A 20,167-nucleotide genomic window follows, 5' to 3' on the forward strand; every position below is an offset into this window, starting at 1 on the left:
GGGCGGCGGTAATCACCGCGCACCCCCGCCCGACCGCGGCAAGCGCGTGATCAAACGCCGCGGCCGCCCCGCCAACATCCGGCACCAGGGGCGCAAGCGCTAGGGGGCCGTACCGATCCTTTGACCCGCTTGTTTCGAGCGAAGTCGAGAAACCGCCACAAGCGATGTACCCTTTGCTTGTTTCTCGACTGCGCTCGAAACGAACGGATGGGAGTCAGTGGGGGGCAGGTCGGGGGCGGAATTGCGATGCGCCAATCGCCGTGCCACACTCGGCCCTGCAAAGGAGTCGATCATGGCCACTGCCGCTGCCGCCGTCGTCGCAAAGGCGCGACGCACCGTCATTTCGCATTTCATGTCGGCCAATGCCGTGTCGGCGGACAGCGCAATTGCATTTGCGTCCGACCGCCGGATCGAACGCCGCATCTTCGATCGCTTCGTCGCCGCCAAGGTGCTGCTGCCGACCCCCGACGGCCGCTATTATCTCGATGTGCCCGCCTGGGACGCCTATTCGAAGAGCCGCCGGCGCCGGGTGGGCATGCTGCTCGGCGGACTCGCCGTCGCGGCGGGTGCCGCCGTGGCGCTGTTGGGGTGACCCTCGCGCTGCTCGCCCTGATCGCGGCTGTTCAGCAGGCCGCCAGCGAGCCGACCAACGCTGCCGGTCCCGAGCGCCCCCCGGTCCCCGCGCCGCTGGTTGCGCGCCAGCCGTGTCGCCCGGACGCTTCGGCGACCGATGTCACCGTCTGCGGATCGCGCCGTGCCGAGGAACGCTACCGCCTCAAGCCACTGAGCGACCGCTACGAGCCCAAGCCGCTGGTGGCTGCGATCGGTCTCAACGAGTCTACGACTGCCTCGGTCACTGCCGAACAGCGCGAGGTCGGCCCCGGCGGGACGACACAGGCGATCATGCTCAACTTCAAATTCGCGCTTGGCGGCAAGAAGAAGCGGAAGCGTTAGCCCGCCGTAAACGTCAGCCCCGCCTTCTCAATCAGCCGCTTGCGTAAAGGTGCCCCCATGATCGCGCCGGGGGTCCAGATGCCGCCCTTGGCGTCCGCCACGTCCTCGACCAGGCAGAGCGCCGCCTCGGCGATCATCTTGCTGGTGGAGCCATAGCCGGGGTCGCGGTCGCCGGTGACGACCGCGTCGATCCGTTCCCCGCCGCCCATCTCGCCGACGAACAGAATGTCGTAATGGCCGCTGTCGCGCTCTTCCTTCGACGGGCCTTCGCCGGGCTTGGGGCCCTTGTCGCCCGCGAGCGGATTGATCTTGGCGATCGCTTCCGCCGCGGCCTTGCCCATCTCGCCGAGCCCCGCGACCATCATCTCGTCGTAAACGAAATCGGCGCCATAGGCCTCGCCCAGCAGGAAATTGGTGCGGTGGACATTCTTGGTGTTGATCGGCGCCATGATGAACGGCGCGGTCCAGGCTTCGATCGTCCGGTCATATTCGGGCAGCATGCCGTTCGGCTGACTGGGCCCGGTAAAGCCCGGCGTCAGCGCGAAGGGATTGGTGAGCAGCGCGATGATGCCCGGATTGCGCGCCGCGGCGGCAAGCGTCGCCTTCAGGCTCGCGGCAGTGCCGCCCGAGAAACCGCCCTTCATCACCCGCACGCGGCCCTTCACGCGCGGGCAGGGGCGGCCGAAGCGCTCTTTCGCGGCTTCCTGCAAGGTCAGCACGCCGAGATCGAAGGGGATCGAATCGAAGCCGCAGCTGAACACGATCCGCGCGCCGGTCGCCTGCGCGCGGGCGTGGTGCTTGTCGATCATCTCGCGCATCCACGCGGGCTCGCCGCACAGATCGACATAGGCAGTGCCGCTGTCGGCGCAGGCCGCGACGAGATCATTGCCGTAAAGCTGATAGGGGCCGACGGTGGTGAGCACCACGGTGGTGCGTTCGCACAGCGCGCGGAGGCTCGCCGGGTCATCGGCATTGGCGGTGACGAGCGGCGTGTCGGCGGGTGCGCCGATCAGGTCGCGCACTTCCTGCAGCTTGGTGAGCGAGCGCCCCGCCATCGCCCAGCGCTGCGCGCCCGACTGCACGAGATATTCGGCGACGAGGCGACCGGTGAAGCCGGTGGCGCCATAAACGATGATGTCGAATTCGCGTGGCATGCTTGTCTCCCTTCCCCCATTCCTCTCCCTGAAGGGAGAGGGTTACGTAGACTAGGCAGCTTGCTGCCTGGTCGGCTTTGGGTGAGGGTGTCGCGTCATCGATGGCGCGTCACCCTCACCAACCTGCGCTAGCGAGCAAGCTCGCAAGCTTCGGTATCCTCTCCCTTCAGGGAGAGGATTCTTTGCCGTTACGCCGCTTCGCTGAACTGCAAGCTGGCCAGCCTAGCATAAAGCCCGTTCTGGCCGATCAGCGCGCCATGGCTTCCCGATTCGACGATGCGGCCTTCGTCCATGACAATGATCCGCGCCGCCGCCCGCACCGTCGCAAGCCGGTGCGCAATGACGATCGTCGTCCGGTTCGTCATCAGCCGTTCGAGCGCCTGCTGGACCAGCCGCTCGCTTTCGGCGTCGAGGGCGCTGGTCGCTTCGTCAAGCAGCAGGATCGGCGCGTCGCGCAGCAACGCGCGGGCGATCGCGACGCGCTGGCGCTGGCCGCCCGACAGTCGGGCGCCGCCTTCGCCGAGGAAGGTATCGAGCCCGTCGGGAAGCTTCTGGAGGAATTCGGCGGCATTAGCGGCCTCGGCCGCGGCCCACAGCCGGTCGTCGCTCGCCTCCCAATCGCCATAGCGCAGATTGTCGCGTGCCGACGCGCCGAAGATCACGGTTTCCTGCGGCACCATCGCGATGCGGCGGCGGATCTCGGCGGGGTCGGCGCTCGGCAGCGGCACGCCGTCGATCGACACCACGCCCTCGCTCGGGTCGTAGAAGCGCTGGATAAGCTGGAACAGCGTCGACTTGCCTGCGCCCGACGGGCCGACGACCGCGACGGTGTCGCCCGGCGCGACGTCGAGCGTGAAGTCGTGGAGCGCCGATACGTCGGGCCGCGTCGGATAGCGGAAGGTCACCTGATCGAACCGAACGGCGCCAAGCGGAGGTTCCGGCAATCGGACGGGCGTGGCGGGGGCGCGAATTTCGGGCACTTCGCGCAGCAGCTCGTCGATCCGCCCGGCGGCGCCCGCCCCGCGCAATAGATCGCCATAGACTTCGGTCAGCGCACCGAACGCGCCGGCGACGATGCCCCCGGTCAGCACAAAGGCCGCGATCGATCCGCCGCTGATCCGCCCGGCAGCGACATCGACCGCGCCTTCCCACAGCACCAGCGTGATCGAGCCGAAGATCAGCGCGATGACGATCGACGTCATCACCGCGCGCAACAGGATGCGGCGCTTGGCGGCGGCAAAGGTAGCGGCAACGGCAGCTGCGAAACGTCCGGCCTCGCGCTGCTCCTGTCCAAAAGCCTGCACGATCTTCATTGCCGACAGTGTCTCGACCGCCATCGATCCGACATCGGCAACGCGGTCCTGCGACGTGCGCGAGACGTTGCGCACGCGCCGCCCGAGCAGCACGATCGGCAGAATCATCACCGGAATCGCGAGCAGCAGCAGCCCCGCGAGCTTCGGCGACAGCGCGAACAGATAGACCATGCCGCCGATGCCGGTGAAGGCATTGCGCAGGGCAACCGACACGGTGGTGCCGACCACCGTTTCGATCAGCGCGGTATCGCTGGTGAGGCGGCTGGCGATTTCGGACGGGCGGTTCTCCTCGAAGAAGCGCGGTGCCATTGTCATCAGATGCGTGTGGACCCGGGTACGGATGTCGGCGACGACCCGCTCGCCCAGCCACGACACGAAATAGAAGCGGAGCGCGGTGCCGATCGCGAGCACGCCGACAATCATCAGCAGATAATGGAACGACGATGCGACGGCGTCAGTCCCGGCAGTACCAAAGCCGCGGTCAATCACTCGCTTGAAGCCATAAGGGATGGCAATCGTCGCAGCAGATGTGATCGTGAGCGCCAAGCCCGACATGATGAGCGCCCCCGGATAACGCAACACCTGTTGCCAGACGATGCGGAGACTTGCGAGGCGGCGCTTGGAGGCGGGCGCGGGATGTTCTTCGGCCATAACGACATGCCCTAGCAGCCGCTCCCGCGCCTCTCAACGGCTATGCCGTGGCGACGGCGCCTTGCGCTTGCTGAACGCGATGTTCATTGCTCCGCCACCATATGCTGCTATGCGGCGTTGGTGCGGGTGATAGCCTTTCGGGCGACGGGGATTTGCGATGCTGTACAATGCCTATGAATTGCAGAAATCGATGTTCGCAGGCGCGAGCGCGATGGCCAATTTTGGGGCGGGCGTGTTGCAGAACCCGGTCAATCCGTTCGCTTATTTCGGCGGCGGGCCGATCCTCGCCTCCGCGCTCGAAGTTTTTGCGCATGCCTCGGCGCCGCGCGGGAAGCCCGAATTCGGGCTGCATTCGACCCAGATCGACGGTCGCGAGGTGCTCGTTTCCGAACAGATCGTGCTGCGCCGTCCGTTTGGCCAGCTCAAGCGCTTTGCCCGCGAAGGGGTGGAGGGCGGCCCGAAGCTGCTGATCGTAGCGCCCATGTCGGGCCATTATGCGACGCTGCTGCGCGGCACGGTCGAGCGCATGCTGCCGTTTGCCGACGTGTACATCACCGACTGGCGCGACGCGAAGCTGGTGCCATTGGAAGACGGCAAGTTCGATCTCGATGATTACATCGATTACATCGTCGAGTTTCTGGAGCAGATCGGCCCGGGCGCGCACATGCTGGCGGTCTGTCAGCCGTCGGTGCCCTGCTATGCCGCGGCCTGCCTGATGAGCGCCGACAAGCATCCGTGCCGCCCCAAGACGCTGACGATGATGGGCGGGCCGATCGATACGCGCGAAGCACCGACCGCAGTCAACACGCTTGCCACCAAGCGCCCGCACGCGTGGTTCGAGCAGAATGTCATTGCGACCGTACCGATGACCTATCCGGGTGCCGGCCGCAAAGTCTATCCGGGCTTTCTCCAGCTTGCCGGGTTCATGTCGATGAACCTAGGCAACCACATGGTCTCGCACTGGGAGATGTTCAAACATCTCGTCCAGGGCGATGACGAAAGCGCCGATGCGACCAAGGATTTTTATGAGGAATATCGCTCGGTCTGCGACATGACCGCCGAATTCTACCTTCAGACGATCGAAGTCGTGTTCCAAAAGCACGCGATCGCGAACGGCACCTATACGCACCGCGGCCGCCCGGTCGATCCGGGCGCGATCACCGACATCGCCCTGCTCGCGATCGAAGGTGAGCGTGACGATATCTCTGGGCTCGGCCAGACCAAGGCGGCGTTGTCGCTCGCGGCGAACCTGCCGGTGGCCAAGAAGCGCTATCTGATGGCCGAAGGCGCGGGCCACTACGGCATCTTCAACGGCAGCAAGTGGCGCTCCAAGATCGCGCCAGTCGTCGAGGAATGGATCACCGCGCACAGTTAAGGCGAGCCGCACTCGGGTCGCCACCCCGGCGGCAACCGGGGCGGCGTGCCGCTTTGACGGTGCGGACCCTTACAGCGTCACTTCGGCATGGCTGCCCGCTTCCTGCGGCTTGATCGTGCCGCCGAACAGCATCTTGAACTGGCCGGTCAGCGAAACATCGCTCTGCCAGATCTCGGCATCCTCCAGATCATAGCGCATCAGCAGCAGATTGGGGTCGGCCTTGCCTTCGGGAAACCAGGCTTCGACTTGCTTCGACCAGAGCCGGTCGATCATCGTGCGATCGCTTTCCGGCGTCAGCGTGCCGTGCAGGCAGGCGAACAGATCATGCCCCTTGCCGACATATTGCGCCATCGCCGGACCACCGATCGACAGCTTGTTGTCGCGTCCCATGAAGATCCAGATCGCATGGCGCGCGCCGTCGTCGTCGAGCACCTGCGCGGTCATCGGCTGGCTGTGGTCGGGCGTGTCGTCGAGCCCGATCATGATGAAACCGCTGCTGCGCAGAGCCTTGAACAGATTGTCGGTGATCTGCTGCGGGTCGGTCATGCGGTCTCTCCTCGAAATGGTGGAGAGGAAACGGCGCGGGCCAAGAATGGTTGCCGCAGTCTGGCGAAAAGCAACCCGGTAAACGCAATCGATTTACCGGGTGAAGATAACATCGCTTCCGCCTATTTTGCCCGCGTCGGCAATCACGCCGACACATCGAAAGGAGAACACAATGTCATTCGCAGACTTGTGCCTGCTGCTCGGTGCGATGTTCGCTTTTGCGACCTTGATCCTCAAGGTCGTCGAAGTGTCTCGTAAGGAGTAGCGACACAGGGGCGGGGCTCGGGCTGCAACCCGGGCCCCAAACGATTTGAGCCCCGGCCGCTGCAACGACCGGGGCTCACATCGAAAGGCACAATGTCATTCGCAATCGTTAGATACACGAAAGCGGTGAAAATTTCAACCTCACAAAACCTCGAACAGCCCCGCCGCGCCCTGGCCGCCGCCGACGCACATCGTGATGACGACGTACTTCGCACCGCGGCGCTTGCCTTCGATCAGCGCGTGGCCGGTCATGCGTGCGCCCGACATGCCGTAGGGATGGCCGATCGAGATCGCGCCGCCGTTGACGTTCAGCAGCTCGTTCGGGATGCCGAGGTGATCGCGGCAATAAAGCACCTGCACGGCAAAGGCTTCGTTCAGTTCCCACAGGCCGATGTCGTCCATCTTCAGGTTGAAGCGTTCGAGCAGCGCCGGGATCGCATAAACCGGGCCGATGCCCATTTCGTCGGGCTTGGTGCCGGCAGCGGCCATGCCGATGTAGCGGCCGAGCGGGGTGAGTCCGCGCTTTTCGGCGAGCTTTTCCTCCATCAGCACGCTGGCCGAGGCGCCGTCCGACAGCTGGCTGGCATTGCCCGCGGTGATCGTCTTGTCGGGACCGAGCACGGGCTTCAGGCCATTGAGCCCTTCGAGCGTGGTTTCGGGGCGATTGCCTTCGTCCTTTGTGACCGTGACTTCGTGATGCGTGACTTCCTTGGTTTCCTTGTTGGTCATCGCCATCGTCGCGGTGACCGGCACGATTTCGTCGTCGAACTTGCCGGCGGCTTGGGCGGCGGCGGTGCGCTGCTGCGACTGGAGCGAATATTCGTCCATCACTTCGCGGCTGATGCCGTAGCGCGCGGCGACGACTTCGGCGGTCTCCAGCATCGACATGTAAACGTCGGGGTGCATCGCGACGAGCTCGGGGTCACCCTGCACGCGCATCTGCGGCGTCTGCACCATCGAGATCGACTCGACGCCGCCGCCGATCGTCACGTCCATGTTGTCGACGACGATCTGCTTGGCGGCAGTGGCGATCGCCATCAGCCCGCTCGCGCACTGGCGATCGATCGACTGGCCCGACACGCTGATCGGCAAGCCGGCGCGGAGCAGCGCGTTACGGCCGATGTTGCCGCCCTGCACACCCTGCTGGAGCGCGGCGCCCCAGACGACATCCTGCACTTCGGCAGGGTCGATCCCAGCGCGCGCGACGGCGGCCTTGATTGCGTGCGCCGACAGCGTGGGCGAGGGGGTGTTGTTGAAACCGCCGCGATAGGCGCGGCCGATCGGCGTGCGGGCAGTCGAAACGATGACGGCAGAGCGCATGGCTATTCTCCTTCAGGCGGCCGGGAAACGGGCCGCATTGGCTTCGAGGGGCAGGTCGAGCGCGCCGCAGATCAGCGACACGCCGTGGTAAAATCCGACAAGCTGGATGATTTCGAGCACCTGCGGCTCGTCATAGGCAGCGCGCAGCGCGGCCCATTCGGCGTCGCTCAGTTTTTTGCGATCGATCAGCGCGTCGACGGTGGCGATCAGCACTGCTTCAGCGGGGTCGGTCCAGGCCGGATCGCTCGCATCGCCGAGTACGGTCGCGCGGATCTGGTCGTCGGTCAGGCCGATATGGGCGGCGAAACCTGCGACATGGACCCCCCATTCATATTCGTTGCCGCAGCGCGCGCAGGTGCGGTCGATGACGATTTCGCGCACCCGCATCGACAGCGGCGATCCCTTGTCGAGCAGCGACCCGCCGCTGAACTTGGTCCAGGCGCGCTCGTTGGTGGCAAGGGTCGTGAACAGCACCAGCGGCTCGGCGCCGCGCATCAGCACCTTCATCCGTGCATCGAATTCGGGCGGGTAAGGCTTGGCGAGCGGGGCGATGCGGGTCATTTCGAACTCCACTCCCCTCCCGCTTGCGGGAGGGGTCGGGGGTGGGCGTGATCGAGGGTCCGCCTGTCCACCCAGGCCCACCCCCAGCCCCTCCCGCAAGCGGGAGGGGAGCAATCGTCAAACGAAAATCTGGCTGATCCATTCGGCGATCATCGCCGGCTTGTCCTCGCCTTCGATCTCGACCGTGAATTCGTTGGTCTGTTGCCACTGGCCGGGCCGCTTTTCAGCGAGTTCGAGCAGCTTGAACCGCCCGCGCACGCGCTTGCCCGAGCGGACCGGCTGGAGGAAGCGGACTTTGTTGCCGCCGTAATTGACGCCCATCTTCACGCCCTCGATCTTGGGCGCGTCGGTGATCTTCGACGACAGGAGCGGCATCAGCGACAGCGTCAGGAAGCCGTGCGCGATCGTGCCACCAAACGGCGTCATCGCCGCCATCGCCGGGTTGACGTGGATGAACTGGTGATCGCCGGTTGCGTCGGCGAACTTGTCGATCATTTCCTGGCTCACTTCGACCCAGTCGGAAACCTGTTCGGTGCCGACGCGCGTCGCGGCCATTTCCTGTATCGTGATCGTGGTCACGGCATTCCCCTCCGGCCTGTTTGCTTGCATAGCGCGGCGTTGAGATAGGCCCGCAAGGCTGGTTCCCGCAAGTCTTGCAAGACCGGATAATGGAAGATGTTGGCTGACGTAGCGTCCACCCCCCGTGAAACCATGAAAAAGCTGCACCGCGCGAGCGAACCCGATGTTCTAAAGGGCCTGCTCGAGCGCGCCGCCTCGACCCCCGACTCGCGCAACCGGATCTTGGGGCACGCGTCCGGGCTGCTGGCGGACCTGCGCGCGGCGCAAGGGAAAGGATGGGTCAATCGCTTCCTGCAGGAATATCGGCTGAACTCGTCCGAAGGCGTGGCGCTGCTGTCGCTCGCCGAGGCCTTCCTGCGCGTGCCCGATCCCGAGACCGCCGATCTGCTGATCGCCGACAAGCTGGGCGATGCCGACTGGCGCGCCCACACCGGACAATCCTCGTCGGCACTTGTCAACACCGCGACCTGGGGGCTGGTGATCGGCCGCGCGCTGGTGGGGGAGGGTGAGAAGCAATCGGCGCTGCGCCGCCTGATCGCGCGCGCGGGCGAGCCGTTCGTGCGGCAGGCCGTGGGCGCGGCCATGAAGATGATGGGCGAAATCTTCGTGATGGGCCGCAGCATCGACGAAGCGATGCGGCGGATGGCGAAGCCCGAACATGCGGGCTTCACCGCGAGCTTCGATATGCTGGGCGAGGCGGCGCGGACGACCGCCGACGCCGAACGCTATTTCCGCGCCTATGTGCAGGCGATCGATGCGGTTGGCGGCAATGCCAAGGCGGGGCATTCGATTTCGGTCAAGCTGTCGGCGCTCCACCCGCGCTACGAAGTCGCGCGCTGGGACGACTGCGTGCCCGCGCTGACCGAAATGCTCGAAGCGTTGGCGGTGCAGGCGGCGGGGAAGGGGATCGCGCTGACGGTCGATGCCGAGGAATCCGAGCGGCTCGAGATGAGCCTCGACATCATCGGCGCGGTCGCTGCGCTGCCGACGCTCAAGGGCTGGGACGGCTTCGGCATGGCCGTGCAGGCCTATGGCAAGCGCGCGCGGCCGGTGATCGCCTGGGCGAACGACCTCGGCCGGGTGATGAACGTACGGCTGGTCAAGGGCGCCTATTGGGACTCCGAGATCAAGCGCACGCAGGTCGAGGGGCTGAGCGACTATCCGCTGTTCACCCGCAAGGCGGCGACCGATGTGTCCTACCTCGCCTGCGCGCGCGACATGCTGGAGGCGGAGCATATCCGTCCGGCCTTTGCGAGCCACAACGCGCTGACGGTGGCGACGATCATCGACTGGGCGGGGAATGCCCGCGATTTCGAATTCCAGCGGCTCCATGGCATGGGCGACGGCCTGTATGAGCGGCTGGTGCGCGAGCATGGCTATCATTGCCGTATCTATGCCCCCGTCGGCGGGCACCGTGACTTGTTGGCGTATTTGGTACGACGGCTGCTGGAGAATGGCGCCAATTCGAGCTTCGTCCACCAGCTCGCCGACGAACGGCTGAGCGAGGACGAGATTCTCGCCGATCCGGTGGAGAAGATCGCGTCAGTCGGCGGCATGCGGCATCCGAGCATTCCGCTGCCGGTCGACCTGTTCGGCGCGCAGCGCAAAAATTCGTCAGGCGTCGATCTCGCTGATCGGTCGATATTGGCGCAGACCACTTCTTCGCTTCGTGCCTTTGCGTCTTCGTGTGAGTCAAAAAATGATCTCACACAAAGCCACGAAGACGCGAAGCAGGCCGTCGACCGTGCCGCCGCTGCGTTTCCGGCTTGGTCGACGCGGTCGATTGAGGATCGCTGCGCGATCGTCGAGCGCCTCGCCGATTTGCTGGAGGAACACCGCGATGCACTGATGGCGATCTGCGTGTCGGAAGCCTTCAAGACCATCCCCGATGCGCTCGGCGAGGTGCGCGAGGCAGTCGATTTCTGCCGCTATTACGCGCAGCAAGCACGCGACGGCCTCAAACCCGTCGAACTTCCCGGGCCGACGGGTGAGCGCAACGTGCTGCGGATGGAAGGGCGTGGCGTGTGGGCGACGATTTCCCCCTGGAACTTCCCGCTCGCGATCTTCCTCGGCCAGACCGTCGCGGCGCTCGTCACGGGCAACACGGTCGTGGCCAAGCCCGCACCGCAGACGCCGCGCATCGCCGAGTTCGCGCTCCGGCTCGCGCATGAAGCAGGCGTACCGAAGGACGCGCTGATCCTCGTCCCCGGCGGCCCCGACGTCGGCGCGGCGCTCACCGCCGATCCCCGCATCATGGGCGTGGCCTTCACCGGCTCGACCGCCACCGCGCGGAAGATCGCCCGCGCATTGCTCGAAGACGACAACCGCCCGATCGTCCCGCTGATCGCCGAAACCGGCGGCATCAACGCGATGATCGTCGATTCGACCGCACTGCCCGAACAAGTCGTGGCCGACGTCGTCACCAGCGCGTTCCGCTCGGCGGGCCAGCGCTGCTCGGCGCTCCGGCTGCTGCTGCTGCAGGAGGAAATCGCCGCGACCGTCATCGAGATGCTGTCGGGCGCGATGGACTTGCTGAGCCTTGGCGACCCCGCCGATCCGCGCACCGATGTCGGCCCGGTGATCGACCGCGCCGCCTACAACAAGCTGATGGCTTATCGCGCCGATCAGGAAGCGCGCATCGTCAAGACGCTCGACGCGCCGACCACTGGCCTGTTCGTGCCACCGACCCTGATTCGCCTGAACTCGCCCGACGAACTGACACAGGAATGGTTCGGCCCGATCCTCCATGTCGCGACTTGGCCCGCGGGCAAGCTCGCCGAGACGATCGAACGCATGAATGCCAAAGGCTATGGGCTGACGATGGGCCTCCACAGCCGCATCGCCCGCGCCGGTGAACTCGCGGAGGAGCGCGCCAAGGTCGGCAATCTCTACGTCAACCGATCGATGATCGGTGCGGTCGTCGGCTCGCAACCCTTTGGTGGCGAAGGGCTGTCGGGCACCGGGCCTAAGGCGGGCGGGCCGCACTACCTCGCCCGCTTCTGCGTCGAGCGTCACACCTCGACCGACACCACCAGCGCGGGCGGCAATGCGACGCTGCTCAGCCTTGACGAAGCCGACTAGGTCGCGGGCGGACTCGGCAGCGCGTATGGCATTACCATCGTGCCGTCCGGCCCGGCAGTGAACGTCGTCTGCGTCGGATAGGCGAATTCGATTCCTTCGGCCGCGAAACGGCGCAGGATGGCAAGGCCCACTTCGTGCCGGGCCTGATACCAGGGATCGAATGCCGGGCTCGGCGTGTCATATTCGAGCTCGATGTCGATGCTGCTCGCGCTGAACGCCGCGAAACCGGCTTGCACGAACTGCTGGCCGCACGCCTCGACTTCCTCGCGCAGCATGTCGGGGATGCGCGCAATCACCTCGGGCGGCGTCTGGTAGATCACGCCAAGCACGAACTTGTTCCGGCGATACGCGCGCCGGGTGATGTTGCGGATTTCCTTTTCCAGCAATTGCTTGTTGGCGACGATATGCTCTTCGCCGGTGGTCGGGCGCACGCGGGTTGATTTGAGCCCGATTTCCTCGACGGTGCCGGTGGTCTGATCGAAGCTGATGACGTCGCCGACGCGGAACGGGCGGTCGAGAATGATTGCCAGCGCGGCGAACAGATCGGCGAAAATCCCCTGTGCCGCCAGACCGATGGCGATGCCGCCCACGCCCAGACCCGCGATCAGGCCGGTGACGTTGACGCCGATATTGTCGAGCACCACCACCAGCGCGATCGCGAAAACCGCGAAAGTGACGATGATGCGGATGATGTTGATCGCGCTCGACAGCGCTTCGCCATTCGCGCGCGCGGGGCCGCTGTGATGCTCGACCGCGCCGATGATCAGCTCGCGCGCCCAGAGCGCCCCCTGGAAGACAGCGGCAATCGTGAACAGCGTCTTGATGACCGCGCCGACGCCTTCGGGCGGCATCGCAATGCCGCTCGCCAGCTCGAGCCCGACCATGACGATGAAGAAATTGCCCGTCCGCGCCAATGTCCGCCCGGCGATCCGCCACCAGCCGATGTCGCCTGGCCGGTCGCGGTTGCAGATGTGCACCGCAAAGCTGCGGAGCATCCGCAAGCCGATGATCGCGATTACCGCAACCGCGACCGCCACACCGATCCGCACCCAGTGGTGCTGCACCCAGTACAGGCTGTCGGCGTAGAGCCTGGCAAGGTCCAGATCGACGTCGGGAACCCTGATGGTCGGGGCAGGGGTGGAAGAATTGGCCATGATGATCCTCGTCGGATTGCTTAGGGCGCCGCTGCGCAAACAGAAAGGGTCAGGCGGCATAAGGGATTGCTCAGGCCGCAGCGAAGTCGGTCACCCAAATGCGTTTCGGCGAGCGTTCGTTCCTTGGAACACCCTCGCGGTCCAGCCGTTGGAACGGCGTCTTCAGGAGAAACGCCATGGCCGACATCACCGACACCCGGGTACTGATTCTTGCCACCGACGGCTTCGAACAGTCCGAACTGTTCGATCCGCGCGCCGCGCTGATGGATGCCGGCATCGAGGTTACGCTCGTCTCGATCAAGACCGATCCGATCCAGGGCATGCGCCACGACGAAAAGGGCGAGACGATCACGCCGGACATCACGCTCGGCGAGGTCGACATCGATGAGTATCACGCGCTTCTGCTGCCGGGCGGTGTCGCCAATCCCGATGCGTTGCGGCTTCAGCCGCAGGCGATCGAGATCATCCGCGGCTTTGCCAGCGCGGGCAAGACGATTGCCGCGATCTGCCACGCGCCATGGCTGTTGATCGAGGCCGATCTGGTGCGCGGCAAGCGCATCGCGAGCTGGCCGTCGCTGCGCACCGACCTGAGGAATGCGGGCGCCGAGCCGGTTGACGAGGAAGTCGTCACCGACGGCCAGATCATAACCAGCCGCAACCCGGGCGACATCCCGGCGTTCAACGACGCGCTGATCGCGGCGCTGCGCGAAGGCGTGCCTGCGACCGCCTGACCCCTAACGGAACGGGCTGCTGAACCGCGCGTCGGTGGCGAGCGTCGTGTCGTCGAGCGTGCGCAGGAAGGCGGCAAGCGCGGCCTTGTCGGCGGCTGACAGGTTCAGCCGTCGCGGCGCGCCACCTTGCTGCAACCGGTTGTCGAGCGCGGGGCCGTCCTGAATGCCATTGTCATAGAATTCGACGACCTGCTCGATGGTGCTGAACCGCCCGTCGTGCATGTAAGGCCCGCCAATCCCCATCGACTTGAGGCTGGGCGACTTGAAGATGCGCGTTTCCCCCGCATCGAGGCCGTTGCTGCGCGAATTGGCCGCGAGCGCAAAGGTCGGGGCCTGATGGCACGCCGAACAGCCGCCGGCGCCGGTCATGAAGATCGTCTTGCCGCGATTTTCCTGCGCGGTGAAATTGGGAAAATCGGTGTTGAGCCCGCGGTTCTGGGCATTGGGGTTGAACACCAGCGCATAACCGATGTCGAACTTGCTGTTCGATGAGATCATCGCGCGTTCGAACTGCGCCAGCGCCTGCTGGATGCGCGCCTCAGTGACGGTCGCGGTGCCAAAGGCGAAGGTGAACAGCTCCTGATAATAAGCGATCGCGCCAAGTCGCGCGACCAGCGCGTCGATGCCGCCCGCGCTGGTCGTCCAGCCCATTTCGACGGCATTGATGATCGGCTGGCTAGCCTGCAGCTCGACCGACGCGGTGCGCTTGTCCCAGAACATGCTGCCGGGCGCGTAATAGCGGATATTCCCCAACCGCATCGAATGCGCGCTGGTGAAGGCAGTGCCGCTGAACCCGGTCGAGAATTGCCGCGGGTCGCTGAATCCGAACGCCTGCTGGTGGCAGCTGGCGCAGGCGATCGTGTTGTTCACGCTCAATTGCTTGTCATAGAACAGCACGCGGCCGAGCGTCGCGACACGGTCTGTAATCGCGTTGTTGGCGGGCGTGTTGTCGAGCGCGGAGACGGTGTTGTCGTAATAGGCGGGCAGCGTCGGCGCGGCATAATTGGCAAGTGCCGCCAGATTGAGCGTCGTTGCGACCTGCACAGCCGTCTGTGCGGGAGTGGGCGTCGGGGTAGGGGTCGGCGTTGGCGTCGGGGTCGGTGCGGGTGCCTGGGCGGGCGTCGGAGTGGGCGTGACGGCCACCGTGGCCGCGGTCGTTGTCGAGCTTCCGCTCGGGCTGCACGCGGCCAGAACCGCAAGCGAAGCGCAAGCCATCCAATTGCGCCGATATGCCGACATCAAATCCTCCGTCGTTGTTGGAGGACCGGGCTAGGTCACAAAGATGGAGGAAATTTGAGGATCGGTGCGCGGCCGTTCCAACTTGCCAGCAGCCGCTGCGCGGGCCGCTCGACCCAGTGGAACAGCCAGATCGAGCTGACCAGCACCAGAGCGAGATAGAGCGCAATCAGCGGCAGCGGCACATTGCTGGCATCGCGCACCAGCACCAGCTTGAATGCGAAGAACAGCAGGAAATGGACGAGATAGGTCGAATAGCTGATCGTGCCGAGATAATGGATCGCGCCCCCCTCCAGCGGGTGTCGCTTCGCGCCCGATGACAGCGCCAGCGCGAGCAATGCCGCAGCGAACATCGCGGGCACGGCGAGCGTCTCGGGCCAGCCGAGCGCCCAGCAGGTAGCGGCCCCCGCTGACGTCGCGAGCGCGCCAGCCAGCGCCTCGCGCCGCCCGCGCCAGCGCTGCCACAGCGCCGCCACGGCTGTACCGGCACCGAATTCGGCAAGGCAACGCGCTACGCCCAGTCGGGTGATATCGCTGCCGAGCGTCGTCGCGCCGCTGCCCTGCATCACCAGATGCAACAGCGTGATCATGCCCGCAATCGCGCCGACCAACGCCCAGCCCTGCAACCGTCGCCAATCGACCGCGAACACTGCCCAGGGGAAGACAAGATAGGCCGCCAGTTCGCAACTGATCGACCAGGCCGGGTCGTTCCAGCTGAGCGCGTCGGTCATCCCCCAATTTTGCACCAGCAGAATGTGCAGCGGCAGCTCGTCGAACGGAAAGCGCGCAGGGTCGTGACGCCCGGTCGCCGCTAGCAGCAGCGCCAGCGCGACACCGCCACCCAGCATCACCAGATGCAGCGGCCAGATCCGCGCGATCCGCCGCCACAAAAAGCGCGGCACGCCGCCCGGACCCTCGGCGCGCAGCCGCTCGGCATAGGTCAGCCAGATCACGAAGCCCGAAAGCAGGAAGAAGAAGTCGACCGCCAGATAGCCCTTCGCCAGCACCGCTTTGGCCGCCGCTGGCAGCCCGGCCATGCTGCCGCGAATGTGGAACAGCACCACGAGCCACGCGGCGAGGCCGCGCACGCTGGTCAGCGCACGAAGCTCGGGCGACGTCATGTGGCGGCCGCCGCCGGCATCGCTGGGCGCCGTCGCCGGAACGGCTGCCACAAGGTCTCGGCTCGTTTGCGCGCGAGATAGGTGTCCAGTCCGATCTGTGCACCGATCAGCATGTAGATGAACGGCTGGAAGGCAATCGCGACGAAAGCCGCGCCGAGCAGATAGACGATGTGCGCGGTCTGCAGCGCGCTCGCAAGCTGGACCGCCCAGGCCATTTCGGGGAGCTTGCGGTAACGCTGGCGGATCACTTCCATCCGGAAAATGCCGCCCAGATTGATCAGCAGCCAGAGCGCTAGCCCCGGATATCCCTGTTCGCCCAGCATCTCGAAATAGGCGCTGTGATAGGCCCGCGCCTTGTCGGTCTCGAGCTTGCGTTCGAACGCGATATTATTGCCATCGCCGCTCGTCTTCACCGTTTCAAAGCGGATGTGGTTGCCGCGATAGGCTTCGAACCCGCCGCCGAACGGATGGGTTTTGGCGTATTCGACCGTCCATTTCCAGACCGCGACGCGGGTCGAGGCCGAGCTGTCGCCCTGATAGCCCTTGATCGTCTGCATCCGCTCAACGAACGACGGCGGCAGGAAGGGATAGACGACGATCGGTGTCGCGGCGATCAGCGCGAGGTAGAGCAGTCGCCGCTTGGCATCGCGCAGCATCAATACGGCCAGCAGCAAGATGCACAGCAGGCCGGTGCGCGTCGAGGTGCCGACCGGGATCAGCAGGCAGGCAAACACCAGCGCGTAGCAGTAGAGCGACACTTTCCAGTTGGGCGGAAAGATCGTGCCGTGCCGCACGAACCACAGGATCAGCGGCACGATCGCGACCGCAACGGTCGAAATCGTGCTGCCTTCGTACAGCCCCGAATTGCTCGTGACGATCAGGTTGAGCTCGCCATAGCCGCCGCCCGAAAAAATCGTCTTGATGCCACCGACGATGATGATCGACGCTGCCGACAAGATCATGAAAAGCAGCAACGCTTCGATCCGCAGTTTGGTGCGCAAGGTCAGCGGCAGGAAAATGGCAAAGGCGAGTGCCTTCCAAGCCCAGTCCCATTTGCCGACCGCATCGATCGGGAAGTCGGCGCTGCGCGTTGTGATCGCGCAGTAAACGAGCAGCGCAAGCAGCATCAGCTGGCGTGGGGCAACGCGGGTGTCGCGCTTGTCGTCGGCGATCAGCCAGCCGCCCCACGCCAGCACCACTGCGATCAGCGAGATCGGTACCGAATTGAGCAGCAGATAGGTCAGCCGCTGCGGTGAGACGAGATCGATATAGACATAGGCAAGCACGAACAGGAAAGGCCGCCGAAAGCCCATCCCGAACAGCGCGAGCAGGAAACCGACAAAGACGAGATCACGCACGCCGCCGGTCTTTCGGATCGTCCTTGCGACTATCGTCCGGGGCGGGACCTTCGTGATCGAGCGCAGGTCGGCGCAGCAGGATGATCGCCGCGATCATCATCAGCAAATGGCTGAGCCCCAGCGCGAAATTGTCGATCATGGCTTTGTTCGTCGCCTGCGCCTGTCGCCTGCGGACGGCAATCGTCGCGCGCCCTTTTTGTGGCATAGCCCCACCGGGTTGACGCGGCGTTAAACACTCGCGTGGCAAGGCGCTGGCCATGCGGATCCTGCATATTCTCGACCATGGCCTGCCGCTCCACAGCGGCTATACCTTTCGCACGCGCGCGATCCTGAAAGCCCAGATGGCGCGCGGGTGGCAGGTCGCCGCCGTCACCGGCCCGCGCCACGGCGAAGCGCCGACGCGCGCGGAAACCGTCGACAGCATCGATTTCCACCGCACGGCGCCGACGCCCGCCGCGCCGCCACCGTTCGGCGAATGGCGCGAAGTGCGCGCCTTTGCCGAACGTATCGGCGAGGTGATCGATGCGTTCCGTCCCGACGTGCTCCACGCGCATTCGCCGGTGCTCGACGCGCTGGCAGCGCTCATCGCACGTCGTCGCTCGCGCCTGCCGCTGGTCTATGAAATCCGAGCCTTCTGGGAAGATGCCGCGGTCGGCAACGGCACCGGCACCGAAGGATCGCTGCGCTACCGCGCGACGCGCCTGCTCGAAAGCTGGGCAGTACGCCGCGCCGATGCGGTCGCTGTCATCTGCGAAGGATTGCGCAGCGACCTGATCGCGCGCGGCATCGATCCGGCAAAGATCATGGTGTCGCCCAACGGCGTCGACCTGACCCTCTTTGGTGAGCCTGCGCCCTATGACGCCGCGCTTGCCGATCGGCTGGGCGTTGCCGGGGGCGATGTCGTGGGTTTCATCGGCAGCTTCTACGCCTATGAAGGGCTCGACGACCTGATCGCGGCGATGCCCGCGCTGGTCGCGGCACGCCCGCGCGCGCAACTTGTGCTGGTCGGCGGTGGGCCGTGCGAGGAGGCACTGCGCGCGCAGGCCGCAGCGTCACCGGTCGCAGGGCATATCCACTTCGTCGGCCGCGTGCCGCACCAGCAGGTCGAGAGCTATTACAGCATCGTCGACGTGCTCGCATACCCGCGCAAGAAGATGCGGCTGACCGATCTCGTCACGCCCCTCAAGCCGCTCGAGGCGATGGCGCAAGGGCGGCTGGTCGCAGCATCCGATGTCGGCGGCCACCGCGAGCTGATCGACGACGGCGTCACCGGCACGCTGTTCGCGCCCGATGATCCGCCAGCGATTGCAGCGGCGCTGGCGGGCCTGTTCGCGGATCGTGACGGCTGGGAAGCGCGTCGCGCACGCGGCCGGGCTTTTGTCGCCGCCGAGCGAAATTGGGCAATCAATGTCGGGCGTTACGAGCCTGTTTACCAAAAGCTAACCGAAAGCGCCGATAGGTTGAAGCCATGGTCTCGTCCCTCCGCCGCTCGCGCCTGACGCTGCCTGTTGCGTCCACCGCCGCCGTCACCCTTGGGCTGGCAACCGCAATCGGCTTCGCGCTGATCCAGGACACGATGCTCGACCGGTTGGTGATGGCAAGCGGCCTGCCCGCTGTGATGGCCGCGGCCGAGCCGCCCTTGGGATTTACGGCCAGAGCCGTGCTGATCACGCTGGGTGGTGGCCTCATGGGGATGCTGGCCTGGTTCGCGCTGTCGCCGCTGCTCGGTGGCAAGCGCTTCACATTGCGATTCCCGGGTGCGGGGCGCGAGGAAGTCAATGCCCCTCCGGTGCTCCGTCGCGGTGATGCCCATCCCGATGCGCCGCCGCGTGCGCCGCTGTTTGCGAATCGGGACCTCGGCACGCCGTTCCTCGATGTCCATGCGCGCATGGTTGCAGGGCCGCTCGACGAGCCGGCCAGTCCGATGCCGGACGTCGAACGCGCGGTGCCCGACGATCTCGACCTGCCACTGTCGGCATTCGATCCCGCCGCCTTTGCCGCCGCCAGCCGCGAGCCGGCGCCGCTGCCGCGCTTTGCGCCGGGCGAGCGCATCGAGACTTTCGAACTGACGCCGATCGTGCGCGGTCGCCCCGATGCCGACCCGGTCGTGGCACCGCCCCGGCCCGCAGCGCGCGATACCGAAGCAACGATTACCGCGCTGCTCGAGCGGCTCGAACGTGGTGTTTCCACTCGCACCGACCGCGCGTCGCGGGTCAGCGCTGATGGGGCGATGAACTCGCTGCGCCGCTTCGCTTCGGGCAATTAATCCGCCTCGACGGTCAGCACTTCCAGATCGACTTCGATGCGTTGCGGCGCGCGGCGCACCGCGGCGACCGTCAGGTCAGCGACGAGATGGCCGGGCATCGCCATATCGGCATCGCCCAGCCGAGCCAGCCAGTCGTCGAACGCGGGGCAGGGCGATCCCGCCAGCGACAGCCGGTGCCGCGCGCCCGAAAATGTTGCACTTGCCCACCGCCGCCAATCGCCTGCGGTGACATCGATCGGGCACCCGGCTTGCGCCGCTGCGCCCATCAGGCTGCGCGTCAGCACCGCGCCGACATCGCGCGCCATCACGCCTGCCTCGCCAGAAAGGCCGTGATCCGCGCGATCGTCGCCGGGCGCGGCGTGCGTCCACGGCGAAGGTCACGCACAAGACTGGGATCGCCGACCGCGAGTCGCCCGAACCGTGTCGCGCTCATGCCGCTAGCCCGCAAAAACCGATCCACTTCCACCAGCATCGTCATCCTGCTCCCGACTCGATCAATGTTC

At 65.6% G+C, this 20,167-nt stretch carries 20 protein-coding genes; 7 read left to right on the top strand and 13 right to left on the bottom strand.

Annotation, left to right across the window (positions count from 1 at the left end):
• The first annotated feature begins 292 nt into the window (after positions 1 to 292).
• Together AX672_RS09130 and AX672_RS09135 are read left to right on the top strand one after the other, a co-directional pair.
• Complete coding sequence (locus tag AX672_RS09130) at positions 293 to 592, top strand: hypothetical protein (protein WP_066650836.1); 300 nt, start codon at positions 293 to 295, stop codon at positions 590 to 592.
• Positions 589 to 954, top strand: coding sequence for a hypothetical protein (locus tag AX672_RS09135; protein WP_066650837.1), 366 nt, complete (start codon positions 589 to 591; stop codon positions 952 to 954). Before AX672_RS09130 ends, AX672_RS09135 begins: the two co-directional genes overlap by 4 nt.
• On the opposite strand, the gene AX672_RS09140 is transcribed toward AX672_RS09135, so the two are convergent.
• Positions 951 to 2,108 carry a saccharopine dehydrogenase family protein gene (locus tag AX672_RS09140; RefSeq protein ID WP_066650838.1) on the bottom strand — a complete coding sequence of 386 codons (1,158 nt, stop codon included), beginning with the start codon at positions 2,106 to 2,108 and terminating at the stop codon, positions 951 to 953. The genes AX672_RS09135 and AX672_RS09140 overlap by 4 nt on opposite strands.
• 188 nt (positions 2,109 to 2,296) lie before the next feature.
• On the bottom strand, positions 2,297 to 4,072 hold the full coding sequence (locus tag AX672_RS09145; protein ID WP_066650839.1) for an ABC transporter transmembrane domain-containing protein: 1,776 nt from the start codon (positions 4,070 to 4,072) through the stop codon (positions 2,297 to 2,299).
• A 157-nt stretch (positions 4,073 to 4,229) separates the two neighbouring features.
• Between AX672_RS09145 and AX672_RS09150 the strand changes: the two genes are divergently transcribed.
• Positions 4,230 to 5,447 (top strand): polyhydroxyalkanoate depolymerase, encoded by a 1,218-nt coding sequence (locus AX672_RS09150; protein ID WP_066650840.1) that lies wholly within the window; start codon positions 4,230 to 4,232, stop codon positions 5,445 to 5,447.
• Between the two features lie 69 nt (positions 5,448 to 5,516).
• Here the strand turns inward: AX672_RS09150 and AX672_RS09155 are convergent, their stop codons facing one another.
• The 4 genes from AX672_RS09155 to AX672_RS09170 form a co-directional block, all read right to left on the bottom strand.
• A complete protein-coding gene (locus tag AX672_RS09155) occupies positions 5,517 to 5,993 on the bottom strand; it encodes a pyridoxamine 5'-phosphate oxidase family protein (RefSeq protein WP_066650841.1) in 477 nt (158 codons plus the stop codon).
• A gap of 405 nt (positions 5,994 to 6,398) precedes the next feature.
• Positions 6,399 to 7,577: an acetyl-CoA C-acyltransferase gene (locus tag AX672_RS09160; RefSeq protein ID WP_066650842.1), complete on the bottom strand. Its 1,179-nt coding sequence runs from the start codon at positions 7,575 to 7,577 to the stop codon at positions 6,399 to 6,401.
• 12 nt (positions 7,578 to 7,589) lie between these two features.
• On the bottom strand, positions 7,590 to 8,138 hold the full coding sequence (locus AX672_RS09165; protein WP_066650895.1) for a carboxymuconolactone decarboxylase family protein: 549 nt from the start codon (positions 8,136 to 8,138) through the stop codon (positions 7,590 to 7,592).
• Between the two features lie 117 nt (positions 8,139 to 8,255).
• Positions 8,256 to 8,693 (bottom strand): MaoC family dehydratase, encoded by a 438-nt coding sequence (locus tag AX672_RS09170; RefSeq protein ID WP_202189291.1) that lies wholly within the window; start codon positions 8,691 to 8,693, stop codon positions 8,256 to 8,258.
• 156 nt (positions 8,694 to 8,849) lie between these two features.
• Between AX672_RS09170 and putA the strand changes: the two genes are divergently transcribed.
• Complete coding sequence (gene putA / locus AX672_RS09175) at positions 8,850 to 11,798, top strand: bifunctional proline dehydrogenase/L-glutamate gamma-semialdehyde dehydrogenase PutA (RefSeq protein WP_066650844.1); 2,949 nt, start codon at positions 8,850 to 8,852, stop codon at positions 11,796 to 11,798.
• Here putA and AX672_RS09180 read toward each other — a convergent pair.
• Positions 11,795 to 12,952, bottom strand: a complete 1,158-nt coding sequence (locus AX672_RS09180) for a mechanosensitive ion channel family protein (RefSeq protein WP_066650845.1) — start codon at positions 12,950 to 12,952, stop codon at positions 11,795 to 11,797. The genes putA and AX672_RS09180 overlap by 4 nt on opposite strands.
• Before the next feature lie 176 nt (positions 12,953 to 13,128).
• Here AX672_RS09180 and AX672_RS09185 point away from each other — a divergent pair, with 176 nt between their 5' ends.
• Positions 13,129 to 13,683, top strand: a complete 555-nt coding sequence (locus AX672_RS09185) for a type 1 glutamine amidotransferase domain-containing protein (RefSeq protein WP_066650846.1) — start codon at positions 13,129 to 13,131, stop codon at positions 13,681 to 13,683.
• A gap of 3 nt (positions 13,684 to 13,686) precedes the next feature.
• On the opposite strand, the gene AX672_RS09190 is transcribed toward AX672_RS09185, so the two are convergent.
• The 4 genes from AX672_RS09190 to AX672_RS18870 all read right to left on the bottom strand — a co-directional run bounded on the left by AX672_RS09190 (position 13,687) and on the right by AX672_RS18870 (position 17,657).
• The gene (locus AX672_RS09190) at positions 13,687 to 14,826 is read right to left on the bottom strand and encodes a cytochrome-c peroxidase (RefSeq protein ID WP_168727416.1); all 1,140 of its coding nucleotides are present in this window, start codon (positions 14,824 to 14,826) and stop codon (positions 13,687 to 13,689) included.
• 131 nt (positions 14,827 to 14,957) lie between these two features.
• Complete coding sequence (locus AX672_RS09200; RefSeq protein ID WP_331711185.1) at positions 14,958 to 16,091, bottom strand: acyltransferase family protein; 1,134 nt, start codon at positions 16,089 to 16,091, stop codon at positions 14,958 to 14,960.
• The gene (locus tag AX672_RS09205; RefSeq protein WP_066650849.1) at positions 16,037 to 17,398 is read right to left on the bottom strand and encodes a putative O-glycosylation ligase, exosortase A system-associated; all 1,362 of its coding nucleotides are present in this window, start codon (positions 17,396 to 17,398) and stop codon (positions 16,037 to 16,039) included. The genes AX672_RS09200 and AX672_RS09205 overlap by 55 nt, the downstream gene beginning before the upstream one ends.
• Positions 17,391 to 17,657 (bottom strand): hypothetical protein, encoded by a 267-nt coding sequence (locus AX672_RS18870; RefSeq protein ID WP_202189293.1) that lies wholly within the window; start codon positions 17,655 to 17,657, stop codon positions 17,391 to 17,393. The genes AX672_RS09205 and AX672_RS18870 overlap by 8 nt, the downstream gene beginning before the upstream one ends.
• Between AX672_RS18870 and AX672_RS09215 the strand changes: the two genes are divergently transcribed.
• Together AX672_RS09215 and AX672_RS09220 are read left to right on the top strand one after the other, a co-directional pair.
• Positions 17,656 to 18,897: a TIGR04063 family PEP-CTERM/XrtA system glycosyltransferase gene (locus tag AX672_RS09215; RefSeq protein ID WP_066650851.1), complete on the top strand. Its 1,242-nt coding sequence runs from the start codon at positions 17,656 to 17,658 to the stop codon at positions 18,895 to 18,897. The two genes, AX672_RS18870 and AX672_RS09215, sit on opposite strands and share 2 nt — an antisense overlap.
• Positions 18,867 to 19,664: a hypothetical protein gene (locus tag AX672_RS09220; RefSeq protein WP_066650852.1), complete on the top strand. Its 798-nt coding sequence runs from the start codon at positions 18,867 to 18,869 to the stop codon at positions 19,662 to 19,664. Before AX672_RS09215 ends, AX672_RS09220 begins: the two co-directional genes overlap by 31 nt.
• Here the strand turns inward: AX672_RS09220 and AX672_RS09225 are convergent.
• Both AX672_RS09225 and AX672_RS19195 read right to left on the bottom strand, forming a co-directional pair.
• The gene (locus tag AX672_RS09225) at positions 19,661 to 19,969 is read right to left on the bottom strand and encodes a hypothetical protein (RefSeq protein WP_066650853.1); all 309 of its coding nucleotides are present in this window, start codon (positions 19,967 to 19,969) and stop codon (positions 19,661 to 19,663) included. The genes AX672_RS09220 and AX672_RS09225 overlap by 4 nt on opposite strands.
• Positions 19,969 to 20,097: a hypothetical protein gene (locus tag AX672_RS19195; RefSeq protein WP_269454045.1), complete on the bottom strand. Its 129-nt coding sequence runs from the start codon at positions 20,095 to 20,097 to the stop codon at positions 19,969 to 19,971. Before AX672_RS19195 ends, AX672_RS09225 begins: the two co-directional genes overlap by 1 nt.
• Between the last annotated feature and the right edge of the window lie 70 nt (positions 20,098 to 20,167).

The sequence above is a fragment of the Sphingomonas sp. CCH10-B3 genome (assembly GCF_001556185.1).
In the GTDB taxonomy this organism is placed as follows: domain Bacteria; phylum Pseudomonadota; class Alphaproteobacteria; order Sphingomonadales; family Sphingomonadaceae; genus Sphingomonas; species Sphingomonas aquatica.